Source organism: Curtobacterium sp. MCBD17_019 (assembly GCF_003234555.1).
In the GTDB taxonomy this organism is placed as follows: Bacteria; Actinomycetota; Actinomycetes; order Actinomycetales; family Microbacteriaceae; genus Curtobacterium.
The window spans coordinates 1-15,961 of the sequence record NZ_QKTT01000008.1; the positions used below are offsets into that span (position 1 = coordinate 1).

Below are 15,961 nucleotides of genomic sequence, written 5' to 3' on the forward strand. Positions count from 1 at the left end.
CGCTCCGGGACACTGTCCCGGCCGCTCCGCCGCACCTTTGGGGTGACGAGTGATTACTTTACGCACCACCCCACCACCCAGCAAACCACCCCACATCCCGGGCGTGTCGCGAAGTTGTCGCATGCAACCGCCGGGCTGTCCGCTCCTGGTTCCGCGCCCCGATCGTGGTCTGCGGAGCCGCGAACGCCGCGACCCCGGCACCGTGGCGGTGTCGGGGTCGCGGGCCGGGTCGGCCGGCGTCGGGGCTCGGTTCGGCGGCGTCGGGGCTCGGTTCGGCTGCGTCCGCGGGTCAGCGTCGCGCGAGGACCGGGTTGGTCAGCGAGCCGATACCGGACACCGTGACCTCGACGATCTCGCCGTCGTTGATGGGGCCCACGCCCGCGGGGGTCCCGGTGAGGATGAGGTCCCCGGGCAGCAGGGTCCAGATCGAGGACACGAACTCGATGAGACTCGGGATGTCGTGTATCATCTCCGAGGTGGACGCCGCCTGCCGGATGTCGCCGTCCACGCGGGTCTCCAACCGGACGTCGGACGGATCGAGGTCCGTCTCGATGACCGGGCCGATCGGGCAGAACGTGTCGAAGCCCTTCGCCCGGGTCCACTGTCCGTCGCGGGCTTGGAGATCACGGGCGGTCACGTCGTTGGCCACGGTGTACCCGAGCACGACGTCCGCGAAGTCCTCGCGACGGACGTTCTTCGCCAGGGACCCGATCACGACGGCGAGCTCGCCCTCGTGGTCGACCCGCCCCACGTCCTGCGGCAAGCGGATCTGGTCGTTCGGGCCGATGATGGCCGTGTTCGGCTTGAGGAACACGATGGGGTCCTCCCCCGCGCGCTCATCCATCTCGGACACGTGCTCGGCGTAGTTGAGCCCGACCCCGATGACCTTCGACCTCGGGATCACCGGAGCGAGGAGCGTCGCGGTCCGCAGGTCCACCCGCTCCCCCGTCGTCTCGAACCCCTGGTACAGCGGGTCGCCCGCCAGGACCACGAGCGCTCGCTCGTCGAGGATGCCGTAACGGGGGTCCTCCCCCGGGGTGCTGAACCGTGCGATCTTCACGTGTCGACCCTACTGAGCCGCTGCCTCGTCGGTCCCGGACTCCGCGGAGCGGAGGGCATCGTCGCCCGCGTCGCCGACGGACGCCGCGCCCGATTCGGTGAGCTGCACCATCCACCCGTGCGGGTCGGGGCGTCGCCCGTACTGGATGTCGGTGAGCTCCTGTCGCAGGGACATCGTGAGCTCGCCGGCACCCTGGGTCGGGGACCCGATCGTGATGTCCTCGCCCCGCAACTCGGCGATCGGGGTCACGACGGCAGCCGTTCCGCACGCGAAGGCCTCGGTGATCGTGCCGTCGGCGACCCCGTCGCGCCACTCGTCGAGGGCGACGCGACGGCGCTCGACGCGCAGGCCGCGGTCCTCCGCGAGCTGCAGGATCGAGTCCCGCGTGATGCCCTCGAGGATGCTGTCGGAGTCCGGGGTGACGAGCGTGCCGTCGGACCGGACGAGCACGACGTTCATCCCGCCGAGTTCCTCGAGGTACCGCCCCTCGACCGAGTCCAGGAACATCACCTGCTGACAGCCATGCGCGTAGGCCTCTTGCTGCGGCAGGAGCGACGACGCGTAGTTCCCACCGGTCTTCGCCGCTCCCGTGCCGCCCTTGCCCGCGCGGCCGTACTGCGTCGACAGCCAGATCGAGACCGGCTTGGGACCCGAGGTGAAGTACGCCCCGGCCGGCGAGGCGATCACGTGGAATTCCACCTGCTGCGCGGCGCGCACCCCGAGGAAGGCCTCGGTCGCGATCATGAACGGCCGGAGGTACAGGCTCGTCTCGTCCGCCGACGGCACCCACTCGACGTCCGTCGCGACGAGGTGCCGGATGGCCGACACGAAGTCCTCGACCGGGAGTTCCGGCAGCGCCAGGCGTTCGGCGGACCGCTGGAACCGACGAGCGTTCGCCTCGGGTCGGAACCCCCAGACCGAACCGTCGGCGTGCCGGTACGCCTTGAGGCCCTCGAAGATCTCTTGCGCGTAGTGGAGCACGCTCGCGCTCGGGTCGAGCACGAGGGGCCCGTACGGATGGACGCTCGCGTCGTGCCAGCCGGACTCGACCGACCAGCGGATGGTCGCCATGTGGTCCGTGAAGAACTTGCCGAACCCCGGGTCGGCGAGGATGGCCGCCCGTTCGGCCGCCGCGCGGCGGTCGGCGGAGGGGACCGTCCGGAACGCCGTCGCGAACGCCGTGTCGGTGCTGGTGGGTGTCGTGCTGGTCATGGTCTCTCCTGGGGACGGAGCGGTCGGTTCGGCGGACGCCGGGGTCAGGCCGCGGTGGTACGCGCGACGGCCGCGACGATCGCGTCGCCGATCTCGGCCGTGGAGCGCGACGTCGCGCCGCGGCCCGCGATGTCCGCCTCGACCGCCCGCGTGATGGTCTCGGCCTCGGCCGTCCGACCGTGGTGGTCGAGCAGCAACGCGACGGACAGGATCGCGGCCGTGGGGTCGGCCCGCTGCTGACCCGCGATGTCGGGCGCGGACCCGTGGACCGGTTCGAACATGCTGGGGAAGGTGCCGTCCGGGTTGATGTTGCCCGAGGCCGCCAGACCGATGCCGCCGCTGATCGCGCCGGCGAGGTCGGTGATGATGTCGCCGAAGAGGTTGTCCGTGACGATGACGTCGAACACACCGGGCCGCTGGACCATGTGGATGGTCACGGCGTCGACGTGCTGGTAGTCCACGGTGACCTCGGGGTACTCGGCCCCGACGGAGGCCACGGTCCGCTGCCAGAGGTCGCCCGCGTGCACGAGGACGTTGCTCTTGTGCACGAGCGTCAGGTGGTGGCGAGGGCGACGACGGGCGAGGTCGAACGCGTACCGCACGACGCGCTCCACGCCGAACGCGGTGTTGAGGCTCACCTCGGTCGCGATCTCGGCCGGGGTGCCCTTGCGGATCACTCCGCCGTTGCCGACGTACGGCCCCTCGGTGCCCTCGCGGACCACGACGAAGTCGACCTCGCCGGGATCGGCGAGGGGGGAGGCGACGTCCGGGTAGACGCGCGTCGGTCGGAGGTTCACGTAGTGGTCGAAGGCGAACCGGAGGCGCAGGAGGAGACCGCGCTCGATGATCCCGCCCGCGAGCCGCGGATCGCGGGGGTCACCCCCGACCGCGCCGAGCAGGATCGCGTCGTGCCGGGCGATCGCGGCGAGGTCGTCGTCGGTCAGGACCTCCCCCGTCTCGAGGTAGTGCCCGGCCCCGAGGGTGTACTCGGTCCGTCGGACCGCGTCGGGCCCGACCGCGGCGTCGAGGACCTTGAGGGCCTCCTCGACGACCTCGGGGCCGATGCCGTCGCCACGGATCACGGCGAGGTCGATGGTGTCCGTCATGCGGGGCCTCCTGGTCGTGCGACCGCGGTCACAGGGTGATGTCGATCTCGCGCAGCGACTCGGCGTCGATCGCGGCACGGACGCGCTCGAGGATCGGGCTCGGCACGGGCGAGTCCACGGTGAGGACGCTCAGCGCCTGGCCGCCAGCGGCACGCCGGGCGATCTGCATCGCCGCGATGTTGATGCCCGCCTCCCCGAACTCCTTGCCGTACACCGCGACGATCCCCGGACGGTCTGTGTAGACCATGACGACGTGGTGCTGCGCGAGCGGGACCTCGATGTCGTAGCCGTTGACCTCGACGAGCTTGGCCACTTGCTTCGGACCCGTCAGGGTCCCCGAGACGCTGATCGCCGGACCGTCGGACTGGGCGCCGCGGATGGTCAGCACGTTGCGGTACTCGGCGGTGGCGGGGTCCGTGATGAGCCGCACCGTGATCCCGCGCTGCTCGGCGAGGAGCGGCGCGTTCACGTAGCTCACCTGCTCGCTGACGATGTTCGTGAAGATGCCCTTGAGCGCCGCGAGCCGGAGGACGCTCACGTCGAACCCGGCGAGCTCGCCGTGCACCTCGACGTCGACACTCGTGATCGAGGTGTCGGCGAGGCTCGCGAACACCTGCCCGAGCTGCTCCACGAGTGGGATGCCGGGTCGCACGTAGGGGTCGATGACACCGCCGGCGACGTTGACCGCGTCCGGCACCAGCTCGCCGCCGAGTGCGAGTCGGACGCTCTTCGCGACCGAGACGCCCGCCTTCTCCTGGGCCTCGTCCGTCGAGGCCCCGAGGTGCGGTGTGACGACGACGTTCGGCAGCGCGGTCAGGGCGTCGTCGGTCGGCGGCTCGGTGACGAAGACGTCGAGGCCAGCGCCGGCGATGGTGTTCGCGGTGAGCGCGCGCCGCAGGGCGGCCTCGTCGATCAGGCCGCCGCGGGCGACGTTGACGACGAACGCGGTCGGCTTCATGAGGGCGAGCTGATCGTCCGAGATCATCCCGACGGTCTCGGGGGTCTTCGGCATGTGGATCGTCACGAAGTCGCTCCGGCGGAGGAGGTCCTCGAGCGACACGAGCTCGACGCCGAGCTGCTGCGCGCGGGCCGGGGTGACGTACGGGTCGTAGGCGATCACGGAGACGCCGAAGGCCTGCAGCCGTGCGGTGATGAGGGCGCCGATGCGACCGAGGCCGATGATGCCGACGGTCTTCTCGTAGAGCTCGACACCCGTGTAGGCGGAACGCTTCCACGCCCCCTGCGACAGCGATGCGTGGGCCGCTGGGATGTGCCGGGCGAGGCTGAGGATGTGACCGACCGTGAGCTCGGCCGCCGAGATGATGTTCGACGTCGGCGCGTTCACCACCATGACCCCGGCAGCCGTGGCGGCCTTGATGTCGACGTTGTCGAGACCCACCCCGGCGCGGGCGACGACCTGCAGGTGCGGCGCAGCAGCGATCGCCTCGGCGTCGACCTTGGTGGCGGATCGGACGAGGATCGCGTTCGCGTCGGCCAGCGCGGCGAGGAGCGCGGGGCGGTCGGTGCCGTCCACGTTCCGGACGTCGAAGTCGGGCCCGAGAGCCTCGACGGTCGCTGGTGAGAGTTCTTCGGCGATCAGGACGACCGGCTTTGCCACAGGTGGGTTCCTTCGGGGAGGGGGCGGTGGGGTCGCGACGCGGGACGACGCGCATCCCATGCTATCGACGGGCCGAACGCGTTACGACGGGTGTCAGCCGCCCACGCGCAGCGTCGCGGAGACGTACTGGAGGACGTCGAACCAGAGCGCCGCGACCGCGCAGAACGCCGCGAGGAACACGACGACCGTCCGGACGAGGTCCGTGCGCCGAGTGACGAACCACGCCACCGCGTACAGGACGGGTGCGATGGCGACGTCGATGACGAGGGCCACCCAGGGCACGCTCGTCTGCAGTGCATCGCCCCCGTTGCGCCGGAGGAACGCGTTGTTCGCCGAGAGGGTGGTCGTCACGCCCACGAAGTTGCCGATCGCCTGCCACAGCACGTACGCGAACAGGACGGCGGCGACGACCCACACGACGACCTTGCCGAGCGTCACGCCCGTGGTGTCCGGAACGGCCGACGACGACGTGTCGTCCGAGGGCACCGCGCTCACCCGAAGCTCCTCGTCAGGACGAACGGCCACGGGAACAGCACGAGCGCCCCCGCGACGAGCCAGAGGACCCGCGTCCGCGGACGCCGGCCCTGCCCGAGCCACAGGGTGGCCGCGAACCACAGGGCCGGGGCCATGATCGCGAGGACCCGGAGGCCCTCGGAGAAGACGGCCGCCGCGGACGTGCCGGGATCGACCGGCAACGCGCCCGCACTGACGAGCCACGCCACCGTGTACAGCAGGTACACCCCACCGAGGACGCCCAGACCGACGAGCGATCCGGACGCGAGGGGCTCGTCACCGGTGCGGGCCCGCGGCGCCCTCGGTGTGCGCAGTTCGTTGGCCGGTGCGTCGACGTAGGTGGCGTCCTGCTCCGCACCCCAGCTCAGGGCCTCGGCGTCGTCGTGGTCCGCACCGCCGTCCGGCGGGGACCCGACGTCCTTCGGGGTGGTCATGACTCCAGTGTAGAAGCGACCACCGAACGGACCGCCGGGAACAGGGGGTGGCTCTCCATGAGTCCCGTGAGGATCTCGGTGAGGGCGTGGGCGGTCGCCCCCGACCGCAGCAGCGCGTGCAGCTCGAACGACTCCGGGTCGTCGGGGTCGTCGAACTCGAGGGCGACCCGGACGGCGCCGAGCAGGTGGTCGACCGGCATGCCGCGTTCCGCGAGCTGAGCGGCGGGACCGATGAAGCGCTCACGACGCCCGAGCTTGCGGAGCGGGTTGCGTCCGACCCGCGCCGTCGTGTCCGGGAGGAGCGGGTTGGCGATGCGGACGAGGTTCGCCTGGACGTACCGGCGGTGCTCCTCCGGGTCGAAACCGTGCTTCGCGACGAGCAACGCGGTGGTCTCGTCGAGGACGCCGTCGACCTCGGCCCGGACCAGGTCGTCCTCGAGGGCCTCGCGGATGAGCCGGATCCCGCGGACGAAGCCGTGGTAGGCCGCGGTCGCGTGGGCGGTGTTCACCGTGTAGAGCTTGCGCTCCACGAACGGCTGCAGGTCGTCCACCCACGTGACGCCCTGGATCGCCGGGGGCTCGGCGTCGACGCCGGAGAACGGCGTCCGCTCGATGACCCACTCGTAGAAGGGCTCGAGGACGACGTCGAGGCCGCCGGACTGTCCGAGCACGCCGGTCTGCTCCGGCACGATGCGGTCGATCGCGCAGTTCGCGAACACCGCGTCGATGTCGTGGTCCTCGAGGGCGGGCGATCGCCGGACGCTCGCGTGCAACGAGTCGGTGGCGTTGATGGCGTTCTCGCATGCCACGACGGTGACCACGCCCGCTCCGGCCGGCCGCGCGGCCAGTCCCTCGGCGATGAACGGCGCCACGAGGGGCAGTGTCCGCGCGCCGACCGCGGTCGTGACGACGTCCGCGCCGGCGATCGCCTCGACCACGCGGTCGCGCTCGCGCTTGCTGTTGAGGGCGGCGAAGCCCTCGACCACGCGGTCGATGGGGTCGTCACCGACCTCGTGGACGACGAAGCGGCCGGACTCGTTCAGGGCGCGGACGACGCGGTCGTCGACGTCGACGAAGGTGAGGTCGTACCCGCTGGCTGCGAGGAACTGGCCCACGAATCCGCGCCCGATCTTGCCGGCGCCGATGTGGACCGCCCGTCTCGTCACCGCCATCCGAGCATCTTCCCATGCCGGGAGGCCGCGACCGACCACGACGGACGACCCAGCGGGTGCGATCGGTGCGCCGAGGACGCCGGCCGGAGGGCGGCGTGCGCGGGGGTGCTGGAGGAGAGGAGCTGCATGTCGTTCGGGTCACGTCGCGAGGCGACGGTGCGCGTGGTGCGCACCGTCGCCTCCTCGTCGAGTGCTGGCAGGAGCCTAGCGGGCGGCCGAGCCGTCGACGTAGTCGCTGTCGGTCTGCTTCCACGCGAAGAGCTTGCGCAGCTCGCGACCGGTCGCCTCGATCGGGTGCCCCTCGCCCTTCTCGCGCAGCGCCGTGAACTCCGGCGCACCGGCGTCCTGGTCCTCGATGAAGCGCTTGGCGAAGGTGCCGTCCTGGATGTCGGCGAGGACCGCCTTCATGTTCTCCTTGACGTGCGGGTCGATCACGCGCGGGCCCGAGACGTAGTCCCCGAACTCGGCCGTGTCCGAGATGGACCAGCGCTGCTTGGTGAGCCCGCCCTCCCAGATGAGGTCGACGATGAGCTTGAGTTCGTGCAGGACCTCGAAGTAGGCGATCTGGGGCTGGTAGCCCGCCTCGACGAGGGTCTCGAACCCGTACTGGATGAGCTGCGAGGTGCCACCGCAGAGGACGGCCTGTTCGCCGAACAGGTCGGTCTCGGTCTCCTCCGTGAACGTCGTCTTGATGCCGCCGGACCGCAGACCGCCGATGGCCTTGCTGTAGCTCCAGGCGAGGTCCCACGCCTGGCCCGAGGCGTCGACCTCGACCGCGACGATCACGGGCACGCCCCGGCCGGCCTCGTACTCGCGGCGCACCGTGTGGCCCGGGCCCTTCGGCGCGACGAGCACGACGTCGACGCCCTCGGGGGCCTGGATGTAGCCGAAGCGGATGTTGAAGCCGTGCCCGAACACGAGCGCCTTGCCGTCGGTCAGGTTCGGCTGGATCTCGTCCGCGTAGACGTGCCGCTGCACCTGGTCCGGCGTCAGGATGACGATGACGTCGCCCCAGGCGGTCGCCTCGGCCGGGGTGTGCACGGTGAACCCGGCCTCCTCGGCCTTGCTGCGGCTCTTGGAGCCCTCCTGCAGGCCGATGACGACCTCGACGCCCGAGTCGCGGAGGTTGAGCGCGTGCGCGTGGCCCTGCGAGCCGTAGCCGATGACCGCGACCTTCTTGCCCTGGATGAGCGAGAGGTCGGCGTCGGCGTCGTAGACGATGTCAGTCACGGTGGTGGTTCTCCTTGTCGGTTCGGTGTGTCCGGTCCGGGGGTCCGCGGTGTGCCGCCCCGGGGTCATGTCGACTACGCGCGGGGGACGCGGTCGGTGATGCTCTTCGGGCCTCGGCCCATGCCGAGGAGGCCCGCCCGCGCGAGCTCCTTGATGCCGTACGGCTCCAGCACGCGCAGGATCGCCTGGATCTTGCCGGGGTCACCCGTGACCTCGATCACCAGGGAATCGGTCGCGACGTCGACGACGCGCGCCCGGAACAGGTTGACGGCCTCGAGTACCTGGGAGCGCGTCTGGTTGTCCACCCGGACCTTGACGAGCATGTGCTCCCGCTGCACGGACTGCGAGAACTCGAGCTCGACGATCTTGATGACGTTGACGAGCTTGTTCAACTGCTTCGTCACCTGTTCGAGCGGCAGGTCCTCGACGTCGACCACGACGGTGATGCGGGACAACCCCTCGACCTCGGTGGATCCCACCGCGAGGGACTCGATGTTGAACCCGCGCCGCGCGAACAGGCCGGCGACGCGCGTGAGCAGACCCGGCTTGTCCTCGACGAGGAGGGACAGGACGTGGCTCATGCGGGCCTCCCGGTCATGTCGGCGTCCTCGTCGTCCCAGCTCGGGGCGAGGTCGCGTGCGTGCTGGATCGCGGAGTTGCTGACCCCCTGCGGCACCATCGGCCACACCATGGAGTCGCGGCTGACGACGAAGTCGATGACCACGGGCCGGTCGTTCGTGGCGAGGGCGAGCCGGATCGCGTCGTCGATCTCGTCCTCGCGCTCGACGCGGATGCCGAGCGCACCGTAGGCGTCGGCGAGCTTGACGAAGTCCGGTACCCGTCGGGACGCGTGCCCCGTCTCGAGGTCGGTGAAGGAGTGCCGGCCGTCGTAGAACAGCGTCTGCCACTGTCGCACCATGCCGAGCGACGAGTTGTTGATGATCGCGACCTTGATCGGGATGTCGTTGATGACGCAGGTCGCGAGCTCCTGGTTCGTCATCTGGAAACAGCCGTCGCCGTCGATCGCCCACACGACGCGGTCGGGCTGCGAGACCTTCGCGCCCATGGCGGCGGGGACCGAGTAGCCCATCGTCCCCGCGCCGCCCGAGTTGAGCCAGGCGTGGGGGCGCTCGTACTGGATGAACTGCGCCGACCACATCTGGTGCTGACCGACCCCGGCCACGTACACGCCTTCCGGCCCGGTGAGCTCGCCGATGCGGCGGATGACGGCCTGTGGCGCGAGGAGGCCGTCCTGCGGGGCGGCGTACCCGAGCGGGAACTGCTCACGGAGCCGTCCGAGGCGCTCCCACCAGGCGTCGAGGGACGCGCGGTCGGCGACGGGGACGTCCTGCCACGCCGCCAGGAGGTCGGTGAGGACCTCTTTCGCGTCGCCCACGATCGGGACGTCGGCGAACCGGATCTTCGAGATCTCGGCGGGGTCGATGTCGACGTGCACCACCTTGGCGTCCGGCGCGAACTCGTCGATCTTGCCCGTGACGCGGTCGTCGAACCGGGCCCCGAGCGCGACGATGAGGTCGCTCTCCTGCAGTCCGAGCACCGCCGGGACCGTGCCGTGCATGCCCGGCATCCCGAGGTGCTGCGGGTGGGAGTCGGGGAACGCCCCGCGAGCCATGAGGGTCGTGACCACCGGGACGTGCGTGGCCTCGGCGAGTCGCAGCAACTCCGCCGACGCACCGGACCGGATGACGCCGCCGCCCACGTAGAACACGGGCTTGCTCGACTCGGCGATGAGCTGCGCCGCGGCCGCGATCTGCTTGCCGTGCGCCTTGGTCACCGGGCGGTACCCCGGCAGGTCGACCCGCGGGGGCCAGACGAACAGCGCCGAGTTCTGCTGGGCGTCCTTCGTGATGTCGACGAGCACCGGACCGGGACGTCCCGTCGTCGCGATCTGGTAGGCCGCCGCCAGCGTGCTCGGGATGTCCTCGGGCTTCGTGACGAGGAACGAGTGCTTCGTGATCGGCATCGTGATGCCGACGATGTCGGCCTCCTGGAAGGCGTCCGTCCCCATGAGCGTCGAGAACACCTGACCGGTGATCGCGATGAACGGAACGGAGTCCATGTAGGCGTCCGCGATGGCGGTGACGAGGTTCGTCGCGCCCGGACCAGACGTCGCGATCGCGACCCCGACCCTCCCGGACGCCGCCGCGTAGCCCTCGGCCGCGTGGCCGGCGCCCTGCTCGTGGCGGACGAGGACGTGGCGGATGGCCGTCGAGGCCATGAGCTCGTCGTAGAACGGGATGATCGCGCCGCCCGGCAGCCCGAAGACGTCGGTGATGCCGAGGTGTTCGAGGGACCGCAGGACCGCGCCGGAGCCGGTCAGGACCTCGGGTGCGCGCCGCGTCCCCGCGGCGGAGAGCGGAGTGGCTTCCGTGGGCATGGCACTTCCTCTGGTGTGGAGCGGCGCGGTCCGCGGGGACGGCGCCGCCGTCGTGGTGCGAGGGTGGAGGTCGGCGCTCAGCCCGTGACCGCGCCCTGGGCGGCGGACCGGACGAGCTTCGCGTACTTCGCGAGGACACCGCGGGTGTACCGCGGGGGAAGCGGTGCCCAGCCGTCGTGGCGGGCCTCCAGCTCGGCAGGGTCGACCAGTAGGTCGAGCGTGCGAGCGGCGATGTCGACGCGGATCTGGTCGCCATCGCGCACGAAGGCGATGGGACCTGCGTCCACTGCCTCCGGTGCAATGTGGCCGATGCACAGGCCGGTTGTGCCGCCCGAGAATCGTCCGTCGGTCAAGAGTAGTACATCCTTGCCGAGCCCCGCGCCCTTGATGGCGGCGGTGATCGCGAGCATCTCGCGCATGCCCGGGCCGCCCTTCGGGCCCTCGTAGCGGATGACGACGACGTCGCCCTTGCCGATCCGGCCCTCGGTCAGGGCGTCCATGGCGGCGCGCTCCCGGTCGAACACGCGGGCGGGGCCCTGGAAGACCTCGGCGTCGAAGCCGGCCGTCTTGACGACCGCGCCCTCGGGCGCGAACGAGCCCTGGAGGATCGTCAGGCCACCCGTGGCGTGGATCGGGTCGTCGAGCTTGCGCATGACCTTGCCGTCGAGCTCCGGCGGATCGATCTCGGCGAGGTTCTCGGCGAGGGTCTTCCCCGTGACCGTCAGGCAGTCCCCGTGCAGCAGACCCGCGTCGAGGAGCGCCTTCATCACGACGGGGATGCCGCCGTTGCGGTCGACGTCCACCATCACGTACTGGCCGAAGGGCTTCATGTCGGCGATGTGCGGGACATTCGCGCCGATGCGGTTGAAGTCGTCGAGGGTCAGCTCGACCTCGGCCTCGTGCGCGATCGCGAGCAGGTGCAGGACGGCGTTCGTCGAGCCGCCGAGCGCCATGAGCACGGTGATCGCGTTCTCGAAGGCCTCACGGGTGAGGATCTGCCGTGCGGTGATGCCGAGGCGGAGCATCTCGACCACGGCCTCGCCGGAGCGGTGCGCGTAGTAGTCCCGACGACGGTCGGCCGACGGCGGCGCAGCCGACCCGGGGAGGCTCATGCCGAGGGCCTCGGCGAGGGACGCCATCGTGTTGGCGGTGTACATCCCGCCACAGGCGCCCTCGCCCGGGACGATCGCACACTCGATCTTCTTCAGCTCTTCCTCGGTCATGGTGCCCGCCTTGCAGGCCCCCACACCCTCGAAGGAGTCGATGATCGTGACCTGCTTCTCCGAGCCGTCGGCCTGCTTGACGTAGCCGGGCATGACGGAACCGGCGTAGAGGAACACGCTCGCCAGGTCGAGCCGGGCCGCCGCCATGAGCATGCCGGGGAGCGACTTGTCGCAGCCGGCGAGGAGGACCGTGCCGTCGAGGCGCTCCGCGTTCACCACGGTCTCGACGCTGTCGGCGATGACCTCGCGCGAGACGAGCGAGAAGTGCATGCCCTCGTGGCCCATCGAGATGCCGTCGGACACCGAGATCGTGCCGAACTGCAGCGGGTACCCGCCGCCGCCGTGCACGCCCTCCTTCGCCCCCTGCGCCAGACGGTCGAGGGAGAGGTTGCAGGGGGTGATCTCGTTCCAGGACGAGGCGATGCCGATCTGGGGCTTGTCCCAGTCCGCGTCGCCCATGCCGACCGCCCGGAGCATGCCACGCGAGGTGGTGGCTTCGATCCCGTCGGTGACAGCACGGCTGCGGGGCTTGACGTCGATATCAGGCATGGAGCGAGTCTAGATGCAGTTGGTACACCAACCGGACGCGGGGCCGAGCGCGAGCGGACGGGAGCGTCAGCGGAAGGCGCGGGCGCGCGCCAGCGCCTGCAGCACGGGCGTCAGGGCAGCAGGGTCGGCGACGCGGTGCGCCGCGCGGGTCTCCCCCGGCCCGACCTTGATGCCGACGTCACCGGCGTCCTGGTCGAGCGCCCGGAAGCCGTCCTCGTCGGTGACGTCGTCGCCCGCGAACAGGACGCGGTCGGCGTCGAGGAGCGCACGCAGCCGCTCGACGGCGTCGCCCTTCGTGACGTCGCGCACCGCGAACTCGAGGATGTCCTTACCGTCGCGCACGTGGACGTCGGGGAACGCCGCGAGCACCGTCGCCCGGGCGTCCTCCACGGCCGCTCGGGCCTCGTCCGGACCGACGCGACGCGTGTGCACCCCGAGGCCCGCGGGCTTGTGCTCGATGTGGACACCGGGATGGCGTTCGGCGACCGCATCGAGGAGCGCGCCGATCCGATCCACGGCCGCGAGTTCGTCGGGCGACAGCGCGGCCTCGTCGTGGCCGTCCACCCGCCACTCGACGCCGTGCGACCCGACGAGGGACATGCCGTCGGGAGCGTGCGTCACCCGCGCCAACCCCGCGAGCGGGCGGCCCGAGACGAGGACGACGTGGGTGTCGCGTGCGCGGTCGAGGGTGAGCGCCGCGGCCCAGGAGCCCGGCAGGGCCGCCACCGCTGCCGGATCGTCCGCGAAGGGCGCGAGGGTGCCGTCGAAGTCGAGGGCGACGAGCAGTGACCGCGCCCCGCCCAGCCGCTCGATCGCGCTGTCGAGCGAGGGAGCCTCAGGCATCACGCGCGTCCACCGGCGTGGTCTGCGCGAGTTCGTCGACGTGCTCGTCACCGGGGTCGGTCGCCTCGGGGTCGATGCCGCCGCCCGGCGCGTGCCGATCGAGTGCCTCGATGAAGGACCGCGACCACCGCGCGACGTCGTTGTCCCGCACGCGCTTGCGCAGGGCGCGCATGCGGGTCGCGCGCTCGCGCTGTGGCATCTGCATCGCGCGCACGATGGCGTCCTTGAGCGCGCCGATGTCGTGCGGGTTGACGAGCAGGGCCTGACGGAGCTCGTCGGCGGCACCGGCGAACTCGGACAGGATGAGCACGCCCTGGTTGTCGAACCGGCTCGCCACGTACTCCTTGGCGACCAGGTTCATGCCGTCGCGGAGCGCCGTGACGAGCATGACGTCGGCGGCGAGGTAGAGCGCCACCATCTCCTCGCGCGGGTAGCCGTGGTGGAGGTAGCTGATCGGCTGGTGGCTGATCGTGCCGAGGTCGCCGTTGATGCGACCGACCGTGAGCTCGATCTCGTCGCGGAGTGCCTTGTAGGTGTCGACGCGCTCGCGGCTCGGGCTCGCGACCTGCACGAGGGTGGCGTCCTCGACGTCGATGCGGCCGTCCTCGAGGAGCTCGCCGAAGGCCTTGATGCGGTGTCCGATGCCCTTGGTGTAGTCGAGTCGGTCGACGCCGAGCAGGACCGTCTTCGGGTTGCCGAGTCCTTCGCGGATCTCGCGGGCACGGGCCTGGACCTCGGGCCGTCGGGCGATGTCCTCGTAGCTCTCGGCGTCGATCGAGATCGGGAAGTGCCGTGCCTCGACGTGCCGGACGGTGATGCCCCGTCGCGAGCGCGGGGCGTCCGGGTCGTCCACCGGGACGTCGACGATCGCACCCTTGGTCGTGTGGCCCTTGATGTGGCGCACGGCGCGGAGGAAGTTCGAGGCGTCGTCGTACCGCTGGAACCCGATGACGTCGGCGCCGAGTAGGCCGTCGATGATCTGCGACCGCCAGGGCAGCTGCGCGTAGATCCCGACCGGCGGGAACGGGATGTGGTTGAAGAAGCCGATCGTGACGTCGGGACGGAGTTCGCGGATGAGCTGCGGGACGAGCTGCAGCTGGTAGTCCTGCACCCACACGACGGCGTCCTGGTCGGCGACCGCCGCCGCGGCCTCGGCGAACCGCTGGTTCACGCGCCGGTACGCGTTCCACCAGTCGCGGTGGTACGTCGGCTGCTCGATGACGTCGTGGTACAGCGGCCAGAGGGTGTCGTTGCTGAAGCCCTCGTAGTACTCCTCGATCTCGGCGTCGGACAGCGGCACCGGCACGATGTGGATGCCGTCGTTCTCGAAGGGGTCGAGGTCGACGTCGGGCTGGCCCGCCCAACCGACCCACGCGCCGTCGTTCGCGCGCATCACCGGTTCGAGCGCGGTGACGAGACCGCCCGGGGAGTGCCGCCAGCCCTCGGTCCCGTCCTCGTCGACCACGCGGTCCACGGGGAGGCGGTTCGACACCACGACGAAGCCGAACCGGTCCGTCGAGGCCGTCCGGTCGGGGGTCGGCGTCGTGTCGGTGGGCTCGGCTTCCGGGGGGACTGCAGACATTGGTGCGGGCTCTCCGTTCTGGTCCCGCCGACCGGCGACGGGAGGCGCCGGACGTCGCACGGGCGCGGGAGGCGCTCGGCACCCGTCGCGGCGGCGGGCCGGTCCAGGCTAGCAGCGGGCATCCAGGCTGCCCGGGGCGGACGTCGGGCCGATGGAGCCGGGGCGGCGGCGGGGCGGACGAGGGGCGAGGGACGTCACCGCAGCAGCGCGGCCGTCCGCCGCGCGGCGTCGACGAGCGCGTGCCCGTACGACCGCCCGTAGCCGGCCGCGTGCACCGCGAGCGGGTGCAGCTGGTGCAGCGGGATCCGCTCCCGCCAGCCGGGACGGAGGGGCCGGTGCTCCTGGTACCCCGCCACGACCTCGTCGAGGTGCGGGCAGCCGAAGAGGTCGAGCATCGCGAGGTCGGTCTCGCGGTGTCCGCCGTGCGCCGCGGGGTCGATGAGCACGACGCCGCCCGGCGTGAAGACGAGGTTGCCGTTCCAGAGGTCGCCGTGCAGTCGCGCGGGCACGTCGTCGTCGTCGAGCGCCCCGTCCGCGACGGCCTCGAGCACCCTGCCGACGGCGGCGTGCTCGTCATCCGTGACACTGCCCGCCGCGCGTGCCAGGTCGAGGAACGGTGCAACGCGCTGCTCCGCGTAGAAGCGCCCCCACGACGACGACGGCCGGCAGGACTGCGGCCGCTTGCCTATGAAGGTCGGGCCGTCCCACCCCTCGGGCGGCGCGCCGAACGCCTCAGCGCGGGCGTCGTGCGTGCGGGCGAGGTCGTGGCCGAACCGGCGAGCGGCACCGGGCGACGGCCGGACGTCGGACAGCTCCTCGAGGTCGATGTGGCGCCGTCCGACGTCGAGCACGGCCGCGACCGCGACGCCGCCAGCGGCACCGAGCCACGTCAGTCCCGCCGCCTCCGCCGCGAAGAAGCCGTCGGGAGCGTCGGACCGCCGTTTCGTGAACACCGCCATGCGCCCAGCCTGCCCCGTCCCGGCGACCGACGAGGGCCTCCCGGTCGACACGGGTCTCGCCG

The 15,961-nt window shown here is 71.2% G+C and carries 14 protein-coding genes; all 14 read right to left on the bottom strand.

What is annotated here, in order from left to right; all coding sequences use genetic code 11:
* Window positions 1-289 precede the first annotated feature (289 nt).
* Window positions 290-1,060 carry a fumarylacetoacetate hydrolase family protein gene (locus DEI82_RS08960; RefSeq protein ID WP_111013411.1) on the bottom strand — a complete coding sequence of 257 codons (771 nt, stop codon included), beginning with the start codon at window positions 1,058-1,060 and terminating at the stop codon, window positions 290-292.
* Window positions 1,061-1,069: 9 nt separating this feature from the next.
* Window positions 1,070-2,272, bottom strand: coding sequence for a branched-chain amino acid aminotransferase (locus tag DEI82_RS08965; RefSeq protein ID WP_111036559.1), 1,203 nt, complete (start codon window positions 2,270-2,272; stop codon window positions 1,070-1,072).
* Between the two features lie 44 nt (window positions 2,273-2,316).
* Window positions 2,317-3,378: a 3-isopropylmalate dehydrogenase gene (locus DEI82_RS08970; RefSeq protein WP_111036560.1), complete on the bottom strand. Its 1,062-nt coding sequence runs from the start codon at window positions 3,376-3,378 to the stop codon at window positions 2,317-2,319.
* A 28-nt stretch (window positions 3,379-3,406) separates the two neighbouring features.
* Complete coding sequence (gene serA, locus DEI82_RS08975; RefSeq protein ID WP_111036561.1) at window positions 3,407-4,996, bottom strand: phosphoglycerate dehydrogenase; 1,590 nt, start codon at window positions 4,994-4,996, stop codon at window positions 3,407-3,409.
* Window positions 4,997-5,089: 93 nt separating this feature from the next.
* Complete coding sequence (locus DEI82_RS08980) at window positions 5,090-5,491, bottom strand: hypothetical protein (protein ID WP_111013415.1); 402 nt, start codon at window positions 5,489-5,491, stop codon at window positions 5,090-5,092.
* On the bottom strand, window positions 5,488-5,943 hold the full coding sequence (locus tag DEI82_RS08985; RefSeq protein ID WP_111036562.1) for a hypothetical protein: 456 nt from the start codon (window positions 5,941-5,943) through the stop codon (window positions 5,488-5,490). The genes DEI82_RS08980 and DEI82_RS08985 overlap by 4 nt, the downstream gene beginning before the upstream one ends.
* Complete coding sequence (locus tag DEI82_RS08990) at window positions 5,940-7,115, bottom strand: mannitol-1-phosphate 5-dehydrogenase (RefSeq protein WP_111009595.1); 1,176 nt, start codon at window positions 7,113-7,115, stop codon at window positions 5,940-5,942. Before DEI82_RS08990 ends, DEI82_RS08985 begins: the two co-directional genes overlap by 4 nt.
* Before the next feature lie 204 nt (window positions 7,116-7,319).
* Window positions 7,320-8,345, bottom strand: coding sequence for a ketol-acid reductoisomerase (gene ilvC, locus DEI82_RS09000; protein WP_111009593.1), 1,026 nt, complete (start codon window positions 8,343-8,345; stop codon window positions 7,320-7,322).
* A gap of 74 nt (window positions 8,346-8,419) precedes the next feature.
* A complete protein-coding gene (ilvN, locus tag DEI82_RS09005; protein ID WP_111009592.1) occupies window positions 8,420-8,926 on the bottom strand; it encodes an acetolactate synthase small subunit in 507 nt (168 codons plus the stop codon).
* The gene (locus DEI82_RS09010) at window positions 8,923-10,743 is read right to left on the bottom strand and encodes an acetolactate synthase large subunit (RefSeq protein WP_111036564.1); all 1,821 of its coding nucleotides are present in this window, start codon (window positions 10,741-10,743) and stop codon (window positions 8,923-8,925) included. Before DEI82_RS09010 ends, ilvN begins: the two co-directional genes overlap by 4 nt.
* A gap of 77 nt (window positions 10,744-10,820) precedes the next feature.
* Entirely contained in the window at window positions 10,821-12,515 is a 1,695-nt protein-coding gene (ilvD, locus tag DEI82_RS09015; protein ID WP_111009590.1) for a dihydroxy-acid dehydratase, read from the bottom strand.
* A gap of 66 nt (window positions 12,516-12,581) precedes the next feature.
* A complete protein-coding gene (otsB, locus tag DEI82_RS09020; RefSeq protein ID WP_111036565.1) occupies window positions 12,582-13,358 on the bottom strand; it encodes a trehalose-phosphatase in 777 nt (258 codons plus the stop codon).
* Window positions 13,351-14,940: an alpha,alpha-trehalose-phosphate synthase (UDP-forming) gene (otsA, locus tag DEI82_RS09025; RefSeq protein WP_111036566.1), complete on the bottom strand. Its 1,590-nt coding sequence runs from the start codon at window positions 14,938-14,940 to the stop codon at window positions 13,351-13,353. Before otsA ends, otsB begins: the two co-directional genes overlap by 8 nt.
* A gap of 194 nt (window positions 14,941-15,134) precedes the next feature.
* On the bottom strand, window positions 15,135-15,899 hold the full coding sequence (locus tag DEI82_RS09030; RefSeq protein ID WP_111036567.1) for a fructosamine kinase family protein: 765 nt from the start codon (window positions 15,897-15,899) through the stop codon (window positions 15,135-15,137).
* Between the last annotated feature and the right edge of the window lie 62 nt (window positions 15,900-15,961).

Coding starts and splice junctions, on each gene's coding strand:
- DEI82_RS08965 (WP_111036559.1), bottom strand. CDS start 2,272: ATGACCAGCACGACACCCACCAGCACCGACACGGCGTTCGCGACGGCG.
- DEI82_RS08970 (WP_111036560.1), bottom strand. CDS start 3,378: ATGACGGACACCATCGACCTCGCCGTGATCCGTGGCGACGGCATCGGC.
- DEI82_RS08985 (WP_111036562.1), bottom strand. CDS start 5,943: ATGACCACCCCGAAGGACGTCGGGTCCCCGCCGGACGGCGGTGCGGAC.
- DEI82_RS08990 (WP_111009595.1), bottom strand. CDS start 7,115: ATGGCGGTGACGAGACGGGCGGTCCACATCGGCGCCGGCAAGATCGGG.
- ilvN (WP_111009592.1), bottom strand. CDS start 8,926: ATGAGCCACGTCCTGTCCCTCCTCGTCGAGGACAAGCCGGGTCTGCTC.
- DEI82_RS09010 (WP_111036564.1), bottom strand. CDS start 10,743: ATGCCCACGGAAGCCACTCCGCTCTCCGCCGCGGGGACGCGGCGCGCA.
- ilvD (WP_111009590.1), bottom strand. CDS start 12,515: ATGCCTGATATCGACGTCAAGCCCCGCAGCCGTGCTGTCACCGACGGG.
- otsB (WP_111036565.1), bottom strand. CDS start 13,358: ATGCCTGAGGCTCCCTCGCTCGACAGCGCGATCGAGCGGCTGGGCGGG.
- otsA (WP_111036566.1), bottom strand. CDS start 14,940: ATGTCTGCAGTCCCCCCGGAAGCCGAGCCCACCGACACGACGCCGACC.
- DEI82_RS09030 (WP_111036567.1), bottom strand. CDS start 15,899: ATGGCGGTGTTCACGAAACGGCGGTCCGACGCTCCCGACGGCTTCTTC.